This is a genomic window from Streptomyces montanus (assembly GCF_005786655.1).
In the GTDB taxonomy this organism is placed as follows: Bacteria; Actinomycetota; Actinomycetes; order Streptomycetales; family Streptomycetaceae; genus Streptomyces; species Streptomyces sporangiiformans.
Window position 1 is genome coordinate 50,522 of the sequence record NZ_VBZC01000004.1, and the last position, 20,644, is coordinate 71,165.

A 20,644-nucleotide genomic window follows, 5' to 3' on the forward strand; every position below is an offset into this window, starting at 1 on the left:
AGGCTGTACGCGACGGGCGATGACGCACCGGCACACGCCCCCTCCCGCCGGTGACCAACTGCGGGACGGTTGGGGGCGCGCCCCTTTAGGGGCGCGGGGAACTGCGCGATCAGCCACGGCCGACCCGCAGTCGAAATGCGACTCATCCCCGCCCCGCCGCGCGTGGGCGACTGCGGGTGGGGCGCGCCCCTTTGGGGGCGCGGGGAACTGCGCGACCAGCCACAATTGACCCGCGGCCGAAGTACGACCCTCCAGCCCCCCCCTCGGAGGGACCGGCTAAGGGACTTGCTGGGACCGACTGTTGGACGGCGTAACCGTGTTACGACCCCGCGGTTCCGCCGTCTCCGACTCCAGGCGTTCGCGCGTCTCCGCGCCGTACACGCCGGGTTCCTCGCGGAGCCCTCGGCCCGACTGGAAGGTGCGTACGGCGTTCTCGGTCCGGGTGTTGTACGTGCCGTTGGCGTCACCCGTGAAGAGAGCCAACTGGCTCAGTCGCAGCTGGAGTTCGGTGACTTCCGAGCCACGGTCGCCGGGGCGCAGGACCGGGTTGTCGCCCTCGGGTGTCCCTTGGGAGGAGGCAGGCCCCGAGTCGGTGGGCCGCGCGGTGGACGGTGGGCGGGTCGTGGGGGCCGTGGCGGAGGGGCTGGCCGAGGTGGTCGGCTTGCGGGCCGAGGGTGAGGCGCTCGTGCTGCTCGGTGCGGGCGGCGCGGGCGGTACGGCCGACGCGGGCGGCCGGGTGGGTGACTTGGTCGCCGACGGCGACGACGGCTCCGGCTCGGTCGCGTCCGGCACGCTCGCGCGTATGTCGTCCGGGTGGGCGCTGTTCCGTGACGGCGTCTCATACGTGAACAGCCCGCTCGCGAAACCGGCGGCGGCGACCACGACGGCGATGGCTCCGGCGCCGACGAGTGCGAACCGGCGCCGTCGGCCACCGCCTTCGGAGGGCTCCTGGGGCAGGGAGGCGGGCAGGGGTTCGGGGACGGGCCCAGGAGCAGCCCCGAGCATGGACGCGGTGACGGGCTCCGGGGCGAGAGCCTGGGTTTCGAACAGGCGGAGGTCGGCCGTGTCGGGCGGGGTGGCCGCCGGGACCAGGGGAGCGGAGACGGTCGACGCGGCGGTCGGGTCCGCGGAGGGCTCGGACGCCCGGGGCGCGCCCGGTGCCGAGGGCGACTCCGGCTGGTGCGGCGCCACGCTTGCCCCCGGCTGCTCACCGGGCTCGCTCAGCGGCCGGGGTGCCCCCGCGTCGGCGTCCGCGGCCAGGGGGCCTTCGTCTGCTCCCAAGTCCACGTAGGGCCGAATGCGCAACGGGTTGAAGTCCTCCGCCACGGCCGCCTCCGCGGAGCGGGTCTCCAGCAGGGCATCCGCCGCCCGTTGGGCGCACACGCATGAGGGCGCGCCCCCCTGCGCCCGGGGCGCCCCGCATTCCGGGCAGACGTGCTCGTGCCGGTCACTCACGTGTGAATCCCTCCCCAAAAGAACTCCAGTGATTATGCAGACCTCCTCCACAGCTTCTCCCTGTTACCCCCGGAATCCCCAACTCCTTTCAGGATTCAACAGGCCATAACAGGTCACACCGACCAGGATGGAACCGGAACGGGACCCTCGCGGCCGGGAGGTCTGCATGGCCGAGGATGCGCAAGGCGGGAACGCACAGGAGTCGGTGGGCGGCGCCCCGGACCTCGTGCGCCCCGCCCGGAACCACACGCCGGGCGCCCACCCTGATCAGGCGCATCTGCGGGGCGGCGTTCTCGTCTCGATCGGCGCCCTTCTGCTGGGCATGCTGCTCGCGGCGCTGGACCAGACGATCGTGTCGACCGCGCTGCCGACCATCGTCAGCGAACTCGGCGGCCTGGACCACCTGTCCTGGGTCGTGACGGCGTATCTGCTCGCCTCGACCGCCGCCACCCCGCTCTGGGGCAAGCTCGGTGACCAGTACGGACGCAAGAAACTGTTCCAGACCGCCATCGTGCTCTTCCTCATCGGCTCCGCGCTGTGCGGAATGGCGCAGAACATGCCCCAACTGATCGGATTCCGGGCCCTTCAGGGCCTCGGCGGCGGCGGGCTCATGGTGCTGTCGATGGCGATCGTCGGCGACATCGTCTCGCCACGCGAACGAGGTAAGTACCAGGGGTTGTTCGGGGCCGTCTTCGGCGCCACCAGTGTCCTCGGCCCGCTGATCGGCGGGCTCTTCACCGAGCATCTGAGCTGGCGCTGGGTCTTCTACGTCAACCTTCCCATCGGGGTGATCGCGCTCGCCGTCATCGCCACCGCCCTGCACATCCCGGTCCGCACCCGGCGGCACACGATCGACTACCTCGGTACGTTCCTGATCGCGTCCGTCGCCACCTGTCTCGTCCTCGTCGCCTCGCTCGGCGGCACCACCTGGGACTGGGGCTCGCCGCAGATCGTCGGCCTCGCGGTGCTCGCCGCCGTGCTGACCGTGGCGTTCGTCGCCGTCGAACGGAGGGCCGCCGAGCCCGTACTCCCCCTCAAACTGTTCGGGATCCGCACCTTCACCCTCTCCGCGGTGATCAGCTTCGTCGTGGGCTTCGCCATGTTCGGCGCGATGACGTACCTGCCCACGTTCCTGCAGGTCGTCCAGGGTGTCTCACCCACCACGTCCGGCTTGCACATGCTGCCGATGGTGGCCGGTCTGCTGTTCGCCTCGACCGTGTCCGGCCAGATCGTCAGCCGTACCGGCCGCTGGAAGGTGTTCCCGGTCGCGGGCACGGCCGTGACAACCATCGGGCTGCTGCTCCTGCACCGGATGGACGAGAACAGCTCCACGGGCGAGATGAGCGCGTACTTCCTCGTGTTCGGCCTCGGCCTCGGCCTGGTCATGCAGGTCCTCGTCCTGATCGTGCAGAACTCCGTCGCGTACGAGGATCTCGGGGTCGCCACCTCCGGCGCGACGTTCTTCCGCTCCATCGGCGCCTCGTTCGGCGTAGCCATCTTCGGCACGATCTTCGCGAGCGGCCTCGCCGACCAGCTGACGGCGGCGTTCGCCGGGCAGGCGCTCCCGCCCGGCGTCACCGCGGACACCCTCAAGGCCGACCCGCGCGGCATCGCCGAACTCCCCGCCGCGCTGCGCCCCGCCGCCCTGCACGCGTACGCCTCGTCGATCACGGACGTCTTCCTGTACGCGGCTCCCGTCGCCGTTCTCGGCTTCGTACTGGCCTGGTTCCTGCGTGAGGACAAACTGCGGGCCTCGGTGACGGCACCCGACGGCACGCAGACACTGGCGAGCAATCCGGTGGAGCGCTCGTCGTACGACGAGGTCTGCCGCGCGCTGTCCCTGCTCGGCACGCGCGAGGGGCGGCGCGAGATCTACGAGAAGATCACCGCCCGTGCCGGTTACGACCTGCTCCCGGCGGCGAGCTGGCTGCTCCTGCGCATCCGGCGGTACGGCTGGGCCGAGCCCGCCGTCCTCACCGAACACAGCGCCGTTCCCCTGCCGGTCGTCATCGCAGCCGTCCGCCAGGTCGAGGAACGCCGCCTCGCCGTACGCGAGGGAATCGACCTCGTCCTCACCGACGAGGGCCGCGAAGTCGCCGGCAAACTCGCCACGGCCCGCGAGGAGTCCCTCGCCGAACTCCTCGGCGACTGGTGGACCCCCGACCGCCCCACCGACCTGGCCCAGCTCATCCAGGAACTGAACGCGGAACTGTGCGGCTCCGACGCGGAACGCCCCCATGACGGGACGACGTCCGGGCCGGCCGGGCGGGAGGTCTGAGCGGAGGTCTCACCCAGGTGATGTTGATGCCCCGTCAGGCCGGTGGCCGCCTCACGAACCACCGCCGGTCTGGCGGACATGGTGACGAGGCACCGTACGCCGTCGGCAAGTCAATTACCCACGGGGCCGCCCCCGGAGAGCGCCTTGCCGTGCGGCCGTGCCGCCACGCAGCCGTGTACCGGAGTCGTTTGGGTGCCGTTCTGCGGGCAACCCGGACGAGGAACCGGCCCGACGGGCCGAGAACCCTCGGAAGGCATCCCATGTCCACAGGCGTGATCATCGTTCTGATCGTGGTCGCGGCGGTCATCGCCGTCAGCGCGGTCGCCCGGCTCGTGATGGCTCGCAGGGCGAGCGGGGCGAGCCTGAAGCGACGCTTCGGACCCGAGTACGACCGGGCCGTCGCCCGGCACGACGGCGACGCCAAGGCCGCCGAACACGACCTCGCGGACCTCGTGAAGCGGCACGGTTCGCTGCGCAGTCACCCGCTGGAGCCCGCGGCGCGGGAGCGGTACGAGGCTCGCTGGGCGGCCGCCCAGGAGCGGTTCGTCGACTCGCCGCGCGAGGCCGTGGCCGAGGCGGACCGGCTCCTCGCGGAGCTGGCCGGCGCCCGCGGCTTCCCGGACGGCGACCGCTACGACGAGCAGCTCGAGGCGCTCTCCGTGCACCATCCGCACCACGTCCACGGCTACCGGCGCATCCACCGGGCCGCACATGGGTCGGCCACCCACACCGTCACCTCGACGGACACCTCCACCGACACCCTCACCGGCGCCGGCGCCGGCGAGAACCGTGCCGGAACGGAGGAACTCCGCGAGGCCATGCTCGAGGCCCGCGTCCTCTTCGAGGACCTGGTGACTCCTGGGCGCGATGACATGGCCCGGCACCGGGCGGACGACGCGACGACGCCCGGCGACACCCCCGCCGCGACCCGGTCGCATCGCCCCAGTGGCCGCCTGCACACGCCGTGGGCGTTCAACAGGCACCACGCCAAGGGGAGTTGAGACGCATGTCGGAGAGCACGGCCCCCGGCAAGGACGTGGGGCTCGGCAAGAAGACCGGTGGCTCGGGCGGGCGGCTGATGTCGCACGACGAGACCGACAAGTGGACGCTGCGGTTGCAGCACGCGGTCGCCGGATTCGTCGACGAACCGCGCGAGTCGGTCGAGGAGGCCGACGAGGTGCTCCAGGAGGTCGCGGCCCGGTTCGCGGACGCCATCACCCAGCGACGCCGCACCCTGCGTACGTCCTGGCAGACCACCGGCGACGACAAGGCCGACACCGAGCAGCTCAGGCTGGTCCTGCGCGACTATCGCGAGTTGTCGGAGCGACTCCTGCGGCTGTGAACCGGTAGATCTCAGAGCCTCGGAGGCTGACAGCCTCAGAACTCCAGAGAAAGATCCAGAACCTCAGAACCCCGTAACCCGTGTACGCGGTCCTCCCGCATACGCGGGTTACGTCCGTATACGCGGGTTACGTGTCTCTCCGGACCTCAGCCCTCTCCGCCCGCGCGCCGCTCGCGCCACTCGCGGACGATCTCCTCCACGTCGTACGGCTTGAGGCCCAGCGGCGGACCCGGCGGTGGCTTGAACATCATCTCGCGGATCTTCGCGTTGATGTCCGTGATGATCTGCCGCACCACGCGCTCGGAGGGGGCGTCCGCGGCGCGGGCGAGCGCGTCCTCCGCCTCCTTGCGCAGGGCCAGGGTCGGCGGCAGGACGGACAGCCCCTCTCGGGCCATCTTCTGCTTGATCCACCACAGTTCGTCGTACGACGTGTCGGGGCCGCTCGGCAGCGGCTTGCCCGCGCCGGGGAGCCGCTCGAACTCCCCGCGCGCCTCCGCCTCGCGAATTTGTCGGTCGATCCAGGACTCGAAGCTGACACCGGGAGGTTTTCGCTCGGTCATACATTAATTGTGCCGGACGGTGTGCCGCCGGTCGATCTATCATCCGGGGCGTTACGTCGCCTGGGTGTCAACGGCGCCCCGGTGCACGACCATTGGACTGCGGGAACTGAAGGAGCGCACGTGCTCGAACTCACCATGGCCTCGGTGTCCGAGGCGGACGCGGGCGCGACGGCCGGGATGTCGATGGCCGACGCGCCCAGCGATCCGGGTGCCATGTTGCGGGTGGGACGGGACCGGGCCGTGTGCCGCCTGGCCACGCCCGACGACTGGCTGTTCATCTCGCGGGTCCACCTGGAGTTCCTGTGCGGGCCCGAGGGGACGTGGCAGGTGACATGGCTGCGGGGGTCGCATGCCGAGCCGTCGTCCGAAGTGCGGTTCGGGCTGGTCGGCGGGGTCCCGCAGGCCCTGCCGTACGGGGGGACGGCGAAGCTGCCCCGGGGCGGTTCCGGAGAGATAGTCATCCAGGACCGCACCGCGCCGCGCAGCGTGAACGTGGGGTTCTACCACGAGGCATGACCCACGGCGCGTAACCCCGAGCGCGTAACCCTGGGTGCGCGCAACCCCAAGGCGCGTAAGCCCACTACGCCAGTACGCGGGCCAGTGCGAAGCCGTCGTAGCCCTTGGTGCCCACTGTCTGGATCGCCGTCGCGGTCAGCTTCGGGTGCGCGGCGAAGAGTTCGAGGGCCGCACGGGTGCCGCGTAGGGCCGGGTCGTCGCGGGTGGTGTCGGCGATGGCGCCACCGCGTACGACGTTGTCGAGGACGATCAGACTGCCGGGGCGGGTGAGCTTGAGGGCCCACTCGACGTAGTGGACGTTGTTCTCCTTGTCCGCGTCGATGAAGACCAGGTCGAAGGGGTCGGGGTTGTCGTCGGCCAGTTTCGGCAGGGAGACCAGGGCGGGGCCCACGCGGATCTCCGTGATCTTGTCGAGGCCCGCGCGGGCGAGGTTGCGGCGGGCCACGTCCGCGTGGCGTTCGGCGTACTCGAGGGTGATCAGGTGGCCGTCGTCCGGGAGGGCGCGGGCCAGCCAGATGGTGCTGTAGCCGCCCAGGGTGCCGATCTCCAGGATGCGGCGCGCGCCCTGCGTCTGGGCGAGGAGATGGAGCAGCTTGCCCTGGTTCGGGGCGACGTTGATGTGCGGCAGTCCGGCGGCGTCGCTGTCGCGCAGCGCCGCCGCCAGGGCCTCGTCGGCCGGGGCGAGGAGGGCGGTGAAGTAGTCGTCCACGTCGGTCCAGAGCTGTGGCTCGGTCATGCACCATGCCTTTCGTCCAGCTAGTTAGGTGCCCTAACTAGTTCGTGTCGAATATAGCCGGTTGCTCGTTGAACGGGCGCCGGTGAACCGCTTTCCGGCCGTGCCGCCTCGTACGCCCCGGCCAGGTGGCGTCAACATCTGGCCAAAAGGCGGAAGGACGTCAGGTGAAGCGGGGGTTGCCTGCGTCTCCCTGCGGGGGGTAGTGCCAGCCTCTTAAGGTTCGAACAGGAAAAATACAGACGAACCCGCGGGACACCAGGGACCAACGGGGCGGGAAGGGCCGACGGCGCGTGGCGAATGTGGAGCACAGCGGACGACCAGATGAGGCCTTCCCGGCGGGAGCCACCGAGACGGCGAAGGCACGGCTGCGAGTGGTTCTCGCGGCCCTCTGGCTGGTCGTCGCGGTGCTGGCGGTGCGGCAGGTCGCCGTCGTCCTGCGTAGCCCCAAGGGGGAGCGCCTGACGGACCTGGAGACCTGGGTCGCCCCGGGCGGCGTACTGCATGTGAACGGATCGCTGTACGACTCGACGCGCTTCACGGGCACCCCGTTCGGCGGCCTCGTCCTCAAACCTCTCACCCGAGCGGCCGAACAGGCCCTCGGCTGGGGCTGGACCTTCGGCACGCTGCTGCTGGTCGTCGCGCTGGGCCTGGTCGCGGCCCGCGCCCTGCCGCAGCCCGTGAGCCGGCGCACGGCGCTGCTCGCCGCCCCCGTGGCGATCAGCCTGCTCATGCTGTCGCTGCCCGTGCGCAACGCGCTGTACCTCGGCCAGACCAGCATCATCCCGGTGCTCCTCGTGCTGCTCGGCTGCTTCACGGTCCGGGGGGAACGGACGAGCGGGGTCCTCATAGGCGTCGCCGCCGCACTCCAGCCGACCGTGCTGCTGTTCGCACCGCTGCTGTGGTTGACCGACCGCCGCCGGGCCACGGCCTCCGCCGGTGTCACCTTCGCCGCCTGCACGGTGCTCGCCTGGGCGGCGATGCCGCACGACTCCTACACGTACTGGGTGCACCACCTGGCCGGTGTCGGGCTCGGCGGGCGCGCCGACGACCTCGCCAACCAGTCGCTGCACGGCGTACTGCTGCGGATCGGACTGACCGGGCCGCTGGAGATCACCCTGTTCCTGCTGCTGGGCGCGGCCGTCGCCGCCCTCGGCCTGAGCCGTGCCGTGCGCTACGCGCGCGACGGGCAACTGCTGCTCGCCGTCGCGGTGACCGGCTGTGTCGCGGTCCTGGTGTCGCCGACCACCTGGCAGCACCAGCTGCTGTGGGTGCTGCTCGCGATGGTCGGCCGGGTGGGCCGGAGGGCGAGCGACCGGTTCGTGTGGCCGGTCGCCGTCATCCTGGTGATGACGCTCCCGGCGAAGATGATGCTGCCGAACATGCCGGCGCTTTACCCGCTGCGCGACAACGTGGTGCTGCTGGCCGCGCTCGCCGCCGCCTGCGCCGTTCCGTTTCTGTCCCGTACCTCGCCGTACTACCAGACCCCGATCCCCACCGAGTACGCGCGTCCCGTCCCCACGCGCTTCAGACGCGTCCCGCTCCTGCCGTTTCTGCGCCGGGTCCTCACCCGCCCGAACCTGCTGCTCGAACTGCTGCTGATCCGCGTCGGCTACTCCGCGTACCAGCAGGTCAGGCTCGCCGCGAACGGCGGCAGCAACGAGGGGGCCCGGGCCACCGCGGAGGTACACGGCGAGCAGGTCCACGCGATCGAGCAGTTCCTCTTCATCGACATCGAGCACTGGGTCAACCACGCGGTGGTGAACGTCGACTGGCTGCGGGCCTTCTTCGACTTCTACTACACGTCGTTCCACTTCGGCGTGCCGCTGAGCGTCCTCGGTGTCCTCTACGTCCGCCGCCCCTCCGACTACCGCTGGGCCCGCTCGGCGCTCGGTTTCGCCACGATCCTCGCGCTGGTCGGCTTCTGGCTGTACCCGCTGGCCCCGCCCCGGCTGATGCCGGGCCTCGGTTTCATCGACACCGTTCACGGTGTGCAGGACTTCTCCAAGCCGGACTACGGGACGCTGACCGCGCTCACGAACCAGTACGCGGCGATGCCCTCGCTGCACTTCGGCTGGTCGCTGTGGTGCGGTCTCGTCATCGCCATCCTGGCGCCGAAGTGGTGGATGAAGGCCTTCGGCCTGCTGCACCCGCTGTTCACGGTCTCCGCGATCGTGGCGACCGCCAATCACTGGGTGCTGGACGCGGTGGGCGGCGGGGCCGTCGTCGGCGCCGGCTTCGCGCTGACCTACCTGTTGCAGGGGCCGCGACCCCGTCCGCTCGCCGAGCCCGCGGAGGTCAGCATCGCGGAGCCGGACCCGGCGAAGGACCGTACCCCGAGCTGATCCGGTACACGCCCGGTTCGGTCACCGTCAGCCGCGTGAACTCGCCCCGCCGCTCCAGGCAGCCGCCCTCCGCGTACATCCAGGGCGAGAAGGCGACGCGCGCGGTCACCGAACCGGCCCGCCGCATGTGCACGACCAGCTCATCGCTCGAGGCCCGGACCACGGAGGCGGGCGCCGACACCAGCGGCACCGCATCGCGGACCCGGAACACCTGCCAGTGGCCGTCCCGCCACACCGGCTCCAGCCACGCGGGCCGGCTCCTGACCAGGCGCGCCTCGTCCTCGGCGAAACCGTCCGGCTGTCCGGCGGGCAGGACGACGAAGCCGACGGCCCACCGGTCCAGCCAGGCCCGGTACGTCGTGGCCGAGAACGTCCCGTCGTAGAAGAGGCGGCCGCGTTCGACGTCCAGCTGCCGGTTCCAGCCGCGGGCCAGGTTCACATGCGGGGCGAGCGCGGTGGCCTCGCGGTGGTTGCGGGCCGGGACCACCTCGACCCGGGTGCGGTGGGCGCCGAGCCGGTCCAGGGCGCCCACGACACCGGTCGTTTCGGCGGCCCAGGCCGGCACGGTCGTGGACACCATCAGGTCGTCGCAGGTCTTCTTGCCCACCCAGCCCACGGAGAAGACCAGTGCGAGGACGAGCGCGACGCGTCTGTGTCCGGGCCCCCGCACGGCGAGCAGCGCGGCCAGCAGGGCGGCGGGCGCGAACAGCTCGGCGAGCCGCTCCACGTTGGTGCCGATCGGCGAGGGGATCAGATACGTCAGGACCGTCCCGGCCGTGTACACGGCGGCGGCCCACCGCAGCACCCGCCAGCCGCGCGGCGCCAGGGTCAGTACGGCGACACCGAGCAGGACGGGCGGCCAGATCCGGGCGGCCGGCATCAACTGCTCACCGGTGAACGGGAACAGCAGTGTGGTTCCCCCGACCACCACGACCGGCGGCGCCATGAGCGCGGCCGCGCGCCCCCCGTCGCGTACGAGGGCGTAACCGGCACCCGCCACGACCAGGAACAGTCCGGCCACCGGGCTCGCCATCGTCGCCAGCGCCGCGTACGCCGCCGCCGGCGGCACCCGCCGCTCCCGTGTCAGCAGCACGCAGGCCGCGAGCCCGAAGGCGACGCCGAGTGCGAAGGTCGAACGGCCGGACGCGACGTTGCACCACAGCGCGAGCGAGGCGAGCAGCGCCGGGCCCAGCGGACGGCGGATCCCCGTACGGACGATCAGGACCGCGGCCAGCCAGCCGGCGAGCAGCCCGGCGACGACCGTGACCGTGCGCACGCCGAAGGCGGCCATCAAGTACGGCGAGATCAGGCTGTAGTTGGCGGTGTGCATCCCGCCGTACCAGAAGAGGTTGTACGCCGATCCGCCATGCCGGGACACGAACTGGGCCCAGGCCTCCTGTGCCGCGAGGTCCCCGCCGCCGGTGGCGAGGAACGCGAACCACACCGCGTACAGCGGAATCGTGGGAGCGGTGGCGAGCAGCGGAACGCGGTGGCGTCGGCAGAACTCCCGGAGCTGCTGCCGGAACGATCCCTTCCGGCCGGCGGCGGGGTCGGCCGACAGGGCCGGGGACAGCTCGGCGGCAGAGACCACGGTCAGCGTTTCCGTTCGAAGTCTTCGAGGCTGCGTTTGCGGTGTCACGTGCCAAGACGTGGTGGTGAACGGAAACGTTCAGTGAAATCCGGCCGGAGGACGTTCGAAGGCCGGGACGAGGTCTCGGGGAGGCAGGGGCGGGGCGTAGGGAGGAGACGCCCCTGCCTCCCGCACACAACAGGTCAACTGACGCTGACCTGCAGTTCCTTGACGCCGTTCAGCCAGGCCGAGCGTAGACGACGGGGGTCGCCGGCCAGTTGGAGGCCGGGCATCGTATCGGCGATGGCGTTGAAGATGAGGTCGATCTCGAGCGTCGCCAAGGACTTGCCGAGGCAGAAGTGCGGGCCGCCGCCCCCGAAGCCGAGGTGGGGGTTCGGGTCACGGGTGATGTCGAAGGACTCCGGCGCGTCGAAGACATCCGGGTCGTTGTTCGCGGAGGAGTAGAAGATGCCGACGCGGTCGCCCTTCCTGATCTGCTGCCCGCCCAGTTCGGTGTCCTGGGTCGCCGTGCGCTGGAAGGAGACGACGGGCGTCCCCCACCGCACGATCTCCTCGGCCGTGGTGGCGGGGCGCTCCCTCTTGTAGAGGTCCCACTGGACCGGGTGGGTGAGGAAGGCGTGCATGCCGTGACTGATGGCGTTGCGGGTCGTCTCGTTGCCCGCGACGGACAGCGCGAGCACGAAGAAGCCGAACTCGTCCGAGGCGAGGTTGCCCTCGTCCTCCGCGGCCACCAGCTTGGTGACGATGTCCTCGGCGGGGCACTGCTTGCGGTCGGCGGACATGTTCATCGCGTACGCGATGAGTTCGGTGGCCGATTCCTGACCGACCTCCTCGGTGATCGCGTACTCCGGATCGTCGTACGAGATCATCTTGTTGGACCAGTCGAAGATCTTGAGACGGTCCTCCTGCGGGATGCCGATGAGCTCGGCTATCGCCTGGAGGGGGAGTTCGCAGGCGACCTGGGTGACGAAGTCGAAGGCGCCGTCGGGGCCGGCGCCTGCGAGCGCGCTCTCCACGATCCGGCCGGCCCGGTTGCGGAGGGTCTCTTCGAGGGCGCGGATGGCGCGCGGCGTGAAGCCGCGCTGCACGATCTGGCGGACGCGCGTGTGCTCGGGCGGGTCCATGTTGAGGATGATCAGCCGCTGGGCGTCGATCGCGTCGCGCTGGATGTGCTCGTTGAAGCGGATGATCGCGGTGTTGAGGTAGGAGGAGAAGAGCTCGGGGTGCGTGGAGACGTACTTGACGTCCGCGTGCCGGGTGACGGCCCAGTAGCCCTCGTCCCCGAAGCCGGCGAGGCCGGGCTGTTGCGGAACCCAGTGGACCGGTTCGGTCCGGCGCAGCTCGGCGAACTCCGGGAGAGGCACGCGGTGGTGCAGCAGATCGGGGTCGGTGAAGTCGAACCCGTCGGGCAGCGCTGGACAAGGCATCGGCAACTCCAGGTCGGGCGACGGTCGGGTGCTGTTCTGACGGGTCATCAGGAACCGGGAATTGCCGTGAAGGTAATAACGGGTTCTACAAGTCGCAAGAGGCATGACGCGCCGAATTGCGTGCGGAGTTCGTGCAGATCACGACTTCGGGACGTGCAAGACCCTTGCGGTGCCGGGCCCGCGCTCAGCACACTGCATGAAGAACTAGAACGCGTACTAGTTCCTGAGCCGGACTTGGTCGTGACGGCCGGAACCATCGATTGAGGAACCGAGGCGGCGAGCAACCAGGTCCGCGAGAGCAGCGGCGGTTGAGCCGCAGAGGAGGGGCTGGGTACCAATGGCCGCTGAACCCGTCATCGTCGAAGCCGTGCGCACCCCCATCGGCAAGCGCGGCGGCGCGCTCGCCAATCTGCATGCCGCCTATCTCCTGGGCGAGACCTATCGTGAACTCCTCGGCCGCACCGGCATCCAGCCGGACTGCGTCGAGCAGATCGTCGGCGGTGCCGTCACCCAGGCCGGCGAACAGTCGGGCAACCCCGCCCGTACCGCGTGGCTCGCCATGGGCCTGCCGTACGAGACGGCGGCGACGACCGTGAACGCCCAGTGCGGATCCGCGCAGCAGGCCTCGCACATGGTCGCCAACATGGTCGCGGCCGGGGTCGTCGACATCGGTATCTCGTGCGGGGTCGAGGCGATGTCCCGCGTACCGCTGGGCTCCGCCTCCAGGAATGGGCCGGGCAAGCCGCAGCCCGACGAGTGGAACGTCGATCTGCCCAACCAGTTCGAGGCGGCCGAGCGCATCGCGCGCAACCGCGGCCTCACCCGCGAGAACGTCGACTCGCTCGGGCTCGTCTCCCAGGAGCGGGCCGCGATCGCCTGGTCCGAGGAGCGCTTCAAACGCGAGACGTTCGCCGTGCAGGTGCCCACCACGGAGGAGGAGCAGCGCGCCGGGCAGGGCATGTGGCGGCTCGTCGACCGGGACGAGGGGCTGCGCGACACCTCCATGGAGGCGTTGGCCGCGCTCAAGCCGATCATGCCGACGGCCGTGCACACCGCGGGCAACTCCTCGCAGATCTCCGACGGGGCCGGCGCCCTCCTGTGGGCGTCCAAGCGGATGGCCCGCGCGCTGAAGCTCAGGCCGCGCGCGCGGATCGTCGCCCAGGCCCTTGTCGGCACCGACCCGCACTACCACCTCGACGGGCCCATCGACGCGACCCGCGCGGTCCTCGGCAAGGCGGGCATGACCCTGAAGGACATCGACATCGTCGAGGTCAACGAGGCCTTCGCCTCCGTGGTCCTGAGCTGGGCCCAGGTCTTCGAACAGAGCCTGGAGAAGGTGAACGTCAACGGCGGCGCGATCGCCCTCGGACACCCGGTGGGCGCCACGGGAGCGCGGCTCATCACCAGCGCCCTGCACGAACTGGAGCGCAGGGACAAGGAGTTCGCGCTCATCACGATGTGCGCGGGCGGGGCCCTGGCCACCGGGACGATCATCCAGCGGCTGTAGAATCGTGGCGTGGCATTCATGAGCACCCCGCACTGCTGCTTCCTGTGATCAGGAGGCAATGAGGGCGATGCCGGACGGCGTCGCCCTCCTTGGTGTGCCTGCCGCGTGAACCTCGCTCCCGGCGCTGCCCGTACCGAGGCGGCCGGGCGCCGGGCCCGTCCCTTCCCGGGGCGGCGACTTCCTGAGCGCGTGCAGGCACGGTCCCTTCCCTTCATCGTTGCCCGGAGTGCCTCGTGCCCGTGTTGCTTCCCCCTGCCCTCGAACAGTTCCTCGACCTGCTGCGCTGCCCGATGTGCCGCACCCGTCTCCACCCCGACCGCGGCGCACTGCGCTGCCCGGCGGGCCACACCTTCGACATCGCCCGCCATGGCTACGTCAGCCTCCTGACGGGCACCCGCGCCACCAGCGGCGACGACGCGGACATGGCCCGAGCCCGGGACCGGTTCCTGTCCACCGGCAGGTACGAGCCCATCCGCCAGGCCGTGGCCCGCCTGGCGGCCGACACCGTGCCCGAGCAGGGCGCGGTCGTGGACGTCGGTTGCGGCACGGGCTACTACCTGGCCGGCGTACTCGACCAGCGGCCCGGCGCACGTGGCCTGGGCCTGGACACCTCGGTGCGCGCTCTGCGCTCAGCGGCCCGCGCCCATGAGCGAGCCGCCGCGGCGACCTGGGACGTCTTCCGTCCCTTCCCGCTGGCCGACGGGGTGGCCGACGTCGTGCTGGACGTGTTCGCCCCGCGCAACCCATCGGAGTTCCACCGGGTGTTGCGCCCGACCGGCCGGCTGGTCGTGGTGCGTCCTACCGGGCGGCACCTGGCCGAGCTGCGCGGCCAGGTGCCTGCGATGGTCACGATCGACCCGGCCAAGGAGCAGCGCCTGCACCAGGCGTTGGCCCCCTTCTTCGAGGCCGCCGACACCGAGCAGGTCGAGTACGCCACGTCCCTGACCAGGCTGGAGGCCCTCGACCTGGTGGGGATGACGCCGAGCGCACGCCACCTGAACCGTGCGGACCTGGACGATGACGGCCTCCTGCCACACCAGGTCACCGTCTCCTTACTGGCCACCGCCTACCGGCCTCGGGGGAACGGGCTCCGCACCGAGCGGGGCCTCGAAGGTGACCGCGGTCTCGAAGGCCGCCCGGCGGGTGGCTCGGCGTAGGGCCTTGAGGACGGTTGCGCCCAGGGTGAGGGTCAGGGCGACCGTGACCGCCGCCCGTCCGAGGTCCCAACCGAGTGAGGTGGCAAGGCAGTACGCCAGGAAGCGGGCGAGGTTGGCGTCGATGCCGTCGTGCGGGTCGAAGGCGGCGCTCGACGTCAGCGCGTCCATGAAGGGCCAGCCGGCCAGGTTCATGAGCGTGCCGTACGCGAAGGCCGCGACGGCGCCGTACGCGGCGAGCATGAGCAACTCCCCGCGGCCGCGCAGCCTGTCAGGGCCGGGGAGCAGGCCCGCGCCCATCGCGAACCACCCCATGCTGAGCATCTGGAACGGCATCCACGGCCCGACTCCGCCCGTGAGCAGCGCGGACGCGAACATGGTGACCGCCCCGAGCACGAACCCGAAGCCGGGGCCGAGAACTCTGCCGCTCAGCACCATGAGGAAGAACATCGGCTCGATCCCGGCCGTCCCGGCCCCGATCGGCCGCAACGCGGCCCCGGTCGCCGCCAGCACCCCGAGCATGGCCACGGCCTTCGCCCCGATCCCCGACTCGGAGATCGCCGCACCGACGACCCCGACCAGGAGCACGAGCAGCCCGGCGAAGAGCCAGGGTGCGTCCTGGGCATGGGCGCTGACCTGCGAGGTGGGGCCGGCGAAGAGGGGCCAGGTGAAGGCGGCCAGGCCGATGGCGCTGACCAGGGCGAGGGCGGTGAGGGAACGGGGGCCCAGGCGGATGGGGCGGGCTTGGGCCTGGGTCATTTCTCCGTCTCCTGGTCGATTGCGTGCAGAGCGGCTCGTATCTGTGTGACCGTCAGCCACTTCTGCGGGGCCAGGATCTTGGCGATCTGCGGGGCGAAGGACGGGGACGCGACGACGACCTCGCCGGTCGGGCCGTCGGCCACGGGTTCGCCGTCGGCGAGGATGACGACGCGGTGGGAGAGTTCGGCTGCCAGTTCCACGTCGTGGGTGGCCAGGACGATCGCGCGCCCCTGGGACGCCAGTTCGCGCAGGACCGTGACCAGGCGCGACTTTGCCGCGTAGTCGAGGCCGCGGGTCGGCTCGTCCAGGAGGAGCAGCGGAGGGCGGGCGGTCAGGACGACCGCCAGGGCCAGGGCGAGTCGTTGGCCCTCCGAGAGGTCGCGGGGGTGGGTGCCGTCCGCGATCCCGGGGAGCAGTTCGGACACCAAGGTGCGGCATGTGCCCGGCTCCGCGCCCGCGTCGCTGTCGGCGGCCGCGCACTCGGCGGCAACTGTGTCCGCGTACAGCAGGTCGCGGGGCTCCTGCGGTACGAGGCCGACCCGGCGCACGAGGTCACGGGGTGCCGTCCGGTGCGGTACGGCCCCGCCGACCCGTACGGATCCCGCCGCCGGTTCGACCAGCCCGACGAGCGCGCTGAGCAGCGTGGACTTTCCGGCGCCGTTGCGGCCCATGAGCGCGATGGTCTCGCCGGGGGCCACGGTCAGGGTGACGTCGTGGAGCGCCTCGACACGGCCGCGGCGGACGGTGAGATTGTCGACCGCGGCAACTACCCGTGCCGAAGGGGAAGTTGGGGTGTCGCGCTTGCGGAAGAGGCGGGAGCGGTGCGGCACGGGGCGGGGTGCGGGAGACGGGGGTGTTGCGCCCGTGCTCGTGCGCGCGTCCGCGCCGACGTCCTCGTACGCCATCCCCTCCAGCCGTTCCCGCAGCGCCCCCGCCCTCCGGCGTGCGTCGCGCACCGTCAGCGGCAGCGGGGACCACTCGGCGAGCCGGCCCAGGGCCACCACCGGCGGGTACACCGGCGAGACGGCCATGACCTCGGACGGCGTGCCGAGTACGAGTGGGGCGCCCGGGGAGGGGAGAAGTGCGACCTGGTCCGCGTACTGGATGACCCGTTCGAGGCGGTGTTCGGCCATCAGGACCGTGGTGCCGAGGTCGTGGACGAGGCGCTGGAGGACGGCGAGAACCTCCTCCGCGGCGGCCGGGTCGAGCGCCGAAGTCGGCTCGTCGAGGACCAGGACCCTCGGGTGCGGGGTGAGGACCGAACCGATCGCCACCCGCTGCCGCTGACCGCCCGACAGCGTGGCGATCGGGCGCTCGCGGAGGTCCGCCAGGCCGAGCAGGTCGAGGGTCTCCTCGACGCGGCGGCGCATCACGTCCGGCGCCAGGCCCAACGACTCCATGCCGTACGCGAGTTCGTCCTCCACCGTGTCCGTGACGAAGTGCGCGAGCGGGTCCTGCCCCACCGTGCCGACCACGTCGGCGAGTTCGCGCGGCTTGTGCGTGCGTGTGTCCCGGCCGGCCACCGTCACCCGGCCGCGCAGGGTGCCGCCCGTGAAGTGCGGAACCAGCCCGCTCACCGCGCCCAGCACCGTCGACTTCCCGACCCCGGACGGACCGACGAGCAGTACCAACTCCCCTTCGGGGACGGTGAGATCGATACCCTGGACGGTCGGCCCGGCCGCCCCGTCGTACGTCACGGAGACATCCTCGAAGCGGATCACGAGAGCTCCTTGGAGGAAGTAGGGGCGGCGGGGGCAGGGGCGACGAAGGAAGGGACGAGGCCGAGCAGGATCGCGGCGGCCGGCCACAGAGGGAGGGTCGGGGACGTCAGGGGGACGACGCCGGGATGCAGGGCGGCGGAGTCGTACGAGGCGTAGAGGATCAGCAGCGCCGCGACCCCCGCGCCGGACGCTGCGACCAGCCACGCACGGACGCCCCACACGTCCGGCCGGTAGCGCGTGCGCAGCGAGCGGCGGCCACCGAGCCACAGCCCGGCGAGGGCCGCGCCGAGTCCGGCCAGAAGGACGGGCAGGCCGTAACCGCCGCCCTCACCGCCGCCCTCCGCCGTGAGCAGTCCGTACGTTCCCGCGCAGACACCGACCAGGCCACCGAGGGTCAGGGCGGCGGTGGTGCGGCGGATCGCGGGCGCCACCTCGGCGGTGCGGCCGTATCCGCGCGCGTCCATCGCCGCCGCCAGCGCGACGGAACGCTCCAACGCGCCCTCCAGGACCGGGAGTCCGACCTGGAGCAGTCCGCGCATCCCGCTGTCGGGACGGCCGCGCAGACGGCGTGCGGCACGCAGACGCTGTACGTCCGCGATCAGGTTCGGCGCGAAGGTGAGCGCGACGACGACGGCGACTCCCGCCTCGTACAAGGCGCCCGGGAGGGATTTGAGGAGCCGAGCCGGGTTGGCGAGCGCGTTCGCCGCGCCGACGCAGACGAGGAGCGTGGCCAGTTTCAGGCCGTCGTAGAGGGCGAAGACCAGGCCTTCCGCGGTGACCCGGCCGCCGACTCGGATGCCCTGCGCCCAGTGGGGGAGGGGGAGTTCGGGCAGCGTGACCAGGGTGTGGGTGCCGGGGATGGGCGAGCCGAGGAGGACGGCGAAGACGACTCGGATGGCGAGTACGGCGAGCGCGAGTTTGACGAAGGCGCCGTACGAGCGGGACCAGGGGGCTTCGGTGCGACGGGCCGCCACCACATATCCGGCCACGCCGATGAGGAGCGCGAGGAGGAGGGGGTTCGTGGTACGGGAGGCAGCGGTTCCGAGGCCTAGGGCCCAGAGCCACCACGCGCCCGGGTGGAGGGCGTTGGAGCGGGTGCTCACGGGGGCGCGCAGCTGTCGCCGGGCGGTTCGGGGCGGCTGCTCGTTGCGGACCGACTGGGCCTTGCTCATCGACGCCCGCCCGCCCGTCAGCCGCGCCGCCGGCGCGTCTGCCAGATCACGGCAGCGCCCAGTACCGCCACGGCCGCGACGCCCGCGGCCGGCCCCAGGGACGGCCCTTGATCACGGGCCGCACGCCCCTCGGACTCGCGCTCACCCCTGGGCGAGGCGGAAGCCGTCGGCTTGGTGGCCGAGACCTGCTCGCCGCAACCGGCGTGCGGGTAGCCCGAGATGGCGCAGAGCAGGGCGTTGGTGTCGTAGCGCAGCGGCTTCGCGACCGCGGCGAGCGCGTCCGCCGCCGTGGCGTCGTCCGGGACACGGGCACAGGCCGTACGCGGGCGAGGCGGCGTCTCGCCGGACGGCGCGTCCGCGGCGGTGCCGAAGTCGAGGACGAGGGCGACCCGTTTCGCACCGTCCCGCGCGGGAGTCCGCTCGCAGATCGTCGCGAAGTCCGCGCTCCCGCGCGGCTTCGCGGAGTCCTGCGAGTCCTCGCTCACCGAGAACCGGAACCCCTGAACGTCACCGTTCGAGGGCCGCGCGATCGACGGCCCCTGGGTCGCGTACACCCACTTGCCGCCGTCGAACTCCCAGTAGGACCAGTACCGGTAGCCGGCCGCGTCCGCCTGCGTCGGCCCCGCCGCCGTACCGAGCACGGCGAGCATGAGACCGAGGACCACCAGGACCTTGCGGGTCACGGCTGCTGCTTCTTGTTGCGGCCGCTGATCAGGAACCCGACGCCGATGCCGCCGACCAGGCCGACCCCGATGATCCACCAGAGGCTGACCCCGCCGTCCTCGTCGTTCTGCTTCTTCTTGTTCTCGTCGGCCGGCCCGGCGGAGTCGTCGGAGTCCTGGCCGGGGGCCGGCCCGGTCGCCCCGAGCTGCTTGACCAGGTCCGCGCCGCCGAAGTCGCGTGGGTCCGTACCGGTCGCGTGTGCCGCGAAGATCAGCTGTGCGTACGCGGCCGGGCCGCTCTTCGCCGCCCAGGTACCGGAGTTCTTCTCCAGCCAGGCGAGCGGCTTCCCGGTCTCGGACGTACGGCCCGCGGCGGCGAGCGCGACGACCGCGTCGGCGGTGGTGCCGTGGTCGGGCTGGTCCTCGGCGCCGGCGAGCGCGGACTTCAGATAGCCGTTCTTGGCGAGGGCACCGGTGAGGTGGGCGGCACCGTTCGCTGCCGCGTCCTGACGCGTGAAGGAGTCCCCGCGCTCGCACTTGGAGCCCTTCGCAGCGGAGCCCCTCGACGCGTCGTCCCCGGCTTTGTCCCCTGTCTGTGTCACCAGCCCCTGGCCGAGCGAGCCGAGCACCCCTGCCGCCGTGGCGTCGGCATTCGCGGCGAGCCGGCCCTTCTTGTCCGGCTGGAAGGCGAAGGCGCCGCCGCCGTCCTCGTCGCACGGGACGGAGAGCGCGAGCAGGGCGTCGTACGGTGTCTTCTCGTCCTTCGACGGCACGTCACCGGGGTCGATGTCCGCGGCTTTTAGGGCGCCGATCACCACGGACGTCGAGTTCGCGTCGCTGGCCCCGCCCGGGGCGTACCCCCAGCCGCCGTCCTCGTTCTGCACGGACTTCAGCCACTTCACGGCGTCGCCGGTAACCGAGCGGTGCCCGCCGAGCGCCTCCAGGGCCTGCACCGCGGCGGCCGTGCTGTTCGTGTCGATCTTCGTCTTGGTGTCGCACCGCGCGCTCGCGTCGGCGCGGTACGGCGCGAACGCCCCGTTCGCGCACTGCTGACCCGTGAGCCAGTCGACGGCCTCCGCGGCGGGCTTCACGCCCACGGTGTGCTGGGCCAGCAGCGCGAGCGACTGCCGCCAGACTCCGTCGTACGTCGGGTCGGTGCTGCCGAACAGACCGGAAGGGAACGCCTGAGACGCGGACGGGGAGGGGGATTCGTCGGCGAAGGCGGCCGGCGCGCACACCGTACCGATCACGGCGGTGGCGGCCAGTAAGGCGGCGCTGCGGCGAACGATCATGATCGGCGGGTGCCTCTCTGTGCTCACGGCGAGCCGGGCAGCCCAGAGCCCCGGGCGGCTCGGCCCCGTATGCCTCGACGGTGCCGGTCACCGGCGGTCTGCGGTGACGCGAGCCGGTCACATTCCACAC

The 20,644-nt window shown here is 71.5% G+C and carries 17 protein-coding genes; 7 read left to right on the top strand and 10 right to left on the bottom strand.

Translation table 11 applies throughout. The features are described 5' to 3' along the window. Nucleotides 1–276 precede the first annotated feature (276 nt). Complete coding sequence (locus FE633_RS04225) at nt 277–1,455, bottom strand: peptidoglycan-binding domain-containing protein (RefSeq protein WP_138043710.1); 1,179 nt, start codon at nt 1,453–1,455, stop codon at nt 277–279. Nucleotides 1,456–1,621: 166 nt separating this feature from the next. Here FE633_RS04225 and FE633_RS04230 point away from each other — a divergent pair, with 166 nt between their 5' ends. The 3 genes from FE633_RS04230 to FE633_RS04240 all read left to right on the top strand — a co-directional run bounded on the left by FE633_RS04230 (nt 1,622) and on the right by FE633_RS04240 (nt 5,075). Then, entirely contained in the window at nt 1,622–3,733 is a 2,112-nt protein-coding gene (locus FE633_RS04230; protein ID WP_138043711.1) for an MDR family MFS transporter, read from the top strand. Nucleotides 3,734–3,993: 260 nt separating this feature from the next. Next, nucleotides 3,994–4,734 (top strand): hypothetical protein, encoded by a 741-nt coding sequence (locus tag FE633_RS04235; protein WP_138043712.1) that lies wholly within the window; start codon nt 3,994–3,996, stop codon nt 4,732–4,734. 5 nt (nt 4,735–4,739) lie between these two features. Next, nucleotides 4,740–5,075 (top strand): hypothetical protein, encoded by a 336-nt coding sequence (locus FE633_RS04240; protein ID WP_171059792.1) that lies wholly within the window; start codon nt 4,740–4,742, stop codon nt 5,073–5,075. 146 nt (nt 5,076–5,221) lie between these two features. Here FE633_RS04240 and FE633_RS04245 read toward each other — a convergent pair whose 3' ends face one another. Beyond that, complete coding sequence (locus FE633_RS04245; protein WP_138043714.1) at nt 5,222–5,635, bottom strand: DnaJ family domain-containing protein; 414 nt, start codon at nt 5,633–5,635, stop codon at nt 5,222–5,224. 120 nt (nt 5,636–5,755) lie between these two features. On the opposite strand from FE633_RS04245, the gene FE633_RS04250 reads away from it, so the two are divergent. Then, entirely contained in the window at nt 5,756–6,151 is a 396-nt protein-coding gene (locus FE633_RS04250; protein WP_138043715.1) for a hypothetical protein, read from the top strand. Nucleotides 6,152–6,215: 64 nt separating this feature from the next. On the opposite strand, the gene FE633_RS04255 is transcribed toward FE633_RS04250, so the two are convergent. Further along, nucleotides 6,216–6,887: an O-methyltransferase gene (locus FE633_RS04255; RefSeq protein WP_138043716.1), complete on the bottom strand. Its 672-nt coding sequence runs from the start codon at nt 6,885–6,887 to the stop codon at nt 6,216–6,218. Between the two features lie 290 nt (nt 6,888–7,177). Between FE633_RS04255 and FE633_RS04260 the strand changes: the two genes are divergently transcribed. Beyond that, nucleotides 7,178–9,229, top strand: a complete 2,052-nt coding sequence (locus FE633_RS04260) for a bifunctional glycosyltransferase 87/phosphatase PAP2 family protein (protein ID WP_138043717.1) — start codon at nt 7,178–7,180, stop codon at nt 9,227–9,229. On the opposite strand, the gene FE633_RS04265 is transcribed toward FE633_RS04260, so the two are convergent. Beyond that, nucleotides 9,183–10,826: a hypothetical protein gene (locus FE633_RS04265; RefSeq protein WP_138043869.1), complete on the bottom strand. Its 1,644-nt coding sequence runs from the start codon at nt 10,824–10,826 to the stop codon at nt 9,183–9,185. The genes FE633_RS04260 and FE633_RS04265 overlap by 47 nt on opposite strands. Before the next feature lie 176 nt (nt 10,827–11,002). Further along, complete coding sequence (locus tag FE633_RS04270; RefSeq protein ID WP_138043870.1) at nt 11,003–12,247, bottom strand: cytochrome P450; 1,245 nt, start codon at nt 12,245–12,247, stop codon at nt 11,003–11,005. A gap of 337 nt (nt 12,248–12,584) precedes the next feature. On the opposite strand from FE633_RS04270, the gene FE633_RS04275 reads away from it, so the two are divergent. Both FE633_RS04275 and FE633_RS04280 read left to right on the top strand, forming a co-directional pair. Further along, nucleotides 12,585–13,754, top strand: a complete 1,170-nt coding sequence (locus FE633_RS04275; RefSeq protein WP_138043718.1) for a steroid 3-ketoacyl-CoA thiolase — start codon at nt 12,585–12,587, stop codon at nt 13,752–13,754. 233 nt (nt 13,755–13,987) lie between these two features. Continuing rightward, complete coding sequence (locus FE633_RS04280) at nt 13,988–14,911, top strand: putative RNA methyltransferase (RefSeq protein ID WP_171059793.1); 924 nt, start codon at nt 13,988–13,990, stop codon at nt 14,909–14,911. Here the strand turns inward: FE633_RS04280 and FE633_RS04285 are convergent. Genes FE633_RS04285 through FE633_RS04305 form a run of 5 tightly spaced genes read right to left on the bottom strand, consistent with a single transcriptional unit; the run spans nt 14,807 to nt 20,514 of the window. Then, a complete protein-coding gene (locus FE633_RS04285) occupies nt 14,807–15,667 on the bottom strand; it encodes an ECF transporter S component (RefSeq protein WP_138043719.1) in 861 nt (286 codons plus the stop codon). The genes FE633_RS04280 and FE633_RS04285 overlap by 105 nt on opposite strands. Beyond that, nucleotides 15,664–17,388 carry an ABC transporter ATP-binding protein gene (locus FE633_RS04290; RefSeq protein ID WP_138043720.1) on the bottom strand — a complete coding sequence of 575 codons (1,725 nt, stop codon included), beginning with the start codon at nt 17,386–17,388 and terminating at the stop codon, nt 15,664–15,666. Before FE633_RS04290 ends, FE633_RS04285 begins: the two co-directional genes overlap by 4 nt. Next, a complete protein-coding gene (locus FE633_RS04295; RefSeq protein WP_138043721.1) occupies nt 17,385–18,560 on the bottom strand; it encodes an energy-coupling factor transporter transmembrane component T in 1,176 nt (391 codons plus the stop codon). Before FE633_RS04295 ends, FE633_RS04290 begins: the two co-directional genes overlap by 4 nt. Nucleotides 18,561–18,577: 17 nt before the next feature. Beyond that, on the bottom strand, nt 18,578–19,210 hold the full coding sequence (locus FE633_RS04300; protein ID WP_138043872.1) for an SCO2322 family protein: 633 nt from the start codon (nt 19,208–19,210) through the stop codon (nt 18,578–18,580). Between the two features lie 29 nt (nt 19,211–19,239). After that, nucleotides 19,240–20,514, bottom strand: a complete 1,275-nt coding sequence (locus FE633_RS04305) for an SCO2321 family membrane protein (protein WP_138043722.1) — start codon at nt 20,512–20,514, stop codon at nt 19,240–19,242. Nucleotides 20,515–20,644 lie beyond the last annotated feature (130 nt).

Excerpts from the sequence above, each read along its gene's own strand:
- FE633_RS04295 (WP_138043721.1), bottom strand. The coding sequence starts at position 18,560 with ATGAGCAAGGCCCAGTCGGTCCGCAACGAGCAGCCGCCCCGAACCGCC.
- FE633_RS04240 (WP_171059792.1), top strand. The coding sequence starts at position 4,740 with ATGTCGGAGAGCACGGCCCCCGGCAAGGACGTGGGGCTCGGCAAGAAG.
- FE633_RS04270 (WP_138043870.1), bottom strand. The coding sequence starts at position 12,247 with ATGCCTTGTCCAGCGCTGCCCGACGGGTTCGACTTCACCGACCCCGAT.
- FE633_RS04275 (WP_138043718.1), top strand. The coding sequence starts at position 12,585 with ATGGCCGCTGAACCCGTCATCGTCGAAGCCGTGCGCACCCCCATCGGC.
- FE633_RS04300 (WP_138043872.1), bottom strand. The coding sequence starts at position 19,210 with ATGCTCGCCGTGCTCGGTACGGCGGCGGGGCCGACGCAGGCGGACGCG.
- FE633_RS04245 (WP_138043714.1), bottom strand. The coding sequence starts at position 5,635 with ATGACCGAGCGAAAACCTCCCGGTGTCAGCTTCGAGTCCTGGATCGAC.
- FE633_RS04255 (WP_138043716.1), bottom strand. The coding sequence starts at position 6,887 with ATGACCGAGCCACAGCTCTGGACCGACGTGGACGACTACTTCACCGCC.
- FE633_RS04230 (WP_138043711.1), top strand. The coding sequence starts at position 1,622 with ATGGCCGAGGATGCGCAAGGCGGGAACGCACAGGAGTCGGTGGGCGGC.
- FE633_RS04235 (WP_138043712.1), top strand. The coding sequence starts at position 3,994 with ATGTCCACAGGCGTGATCATCGTTCTGATCGTGGTCGCGGCGGTCATC.
- FE633_RS04285 (WP_138043719.1), bottom strand. The coding sequence starts at position 15,667 with ATGACCCAGGCCCAAGCCCGCCCCATCCGCCTGGGCCCCCGTTCCCTC.
- FE633_RS04305 (WP_138043722.1), bottom strand. The coding sequence starts at position 20,514 with ATGATCGTTCGCCGCAGCGCCGCCTTACTGGCCGCCACCGCCGTGATC.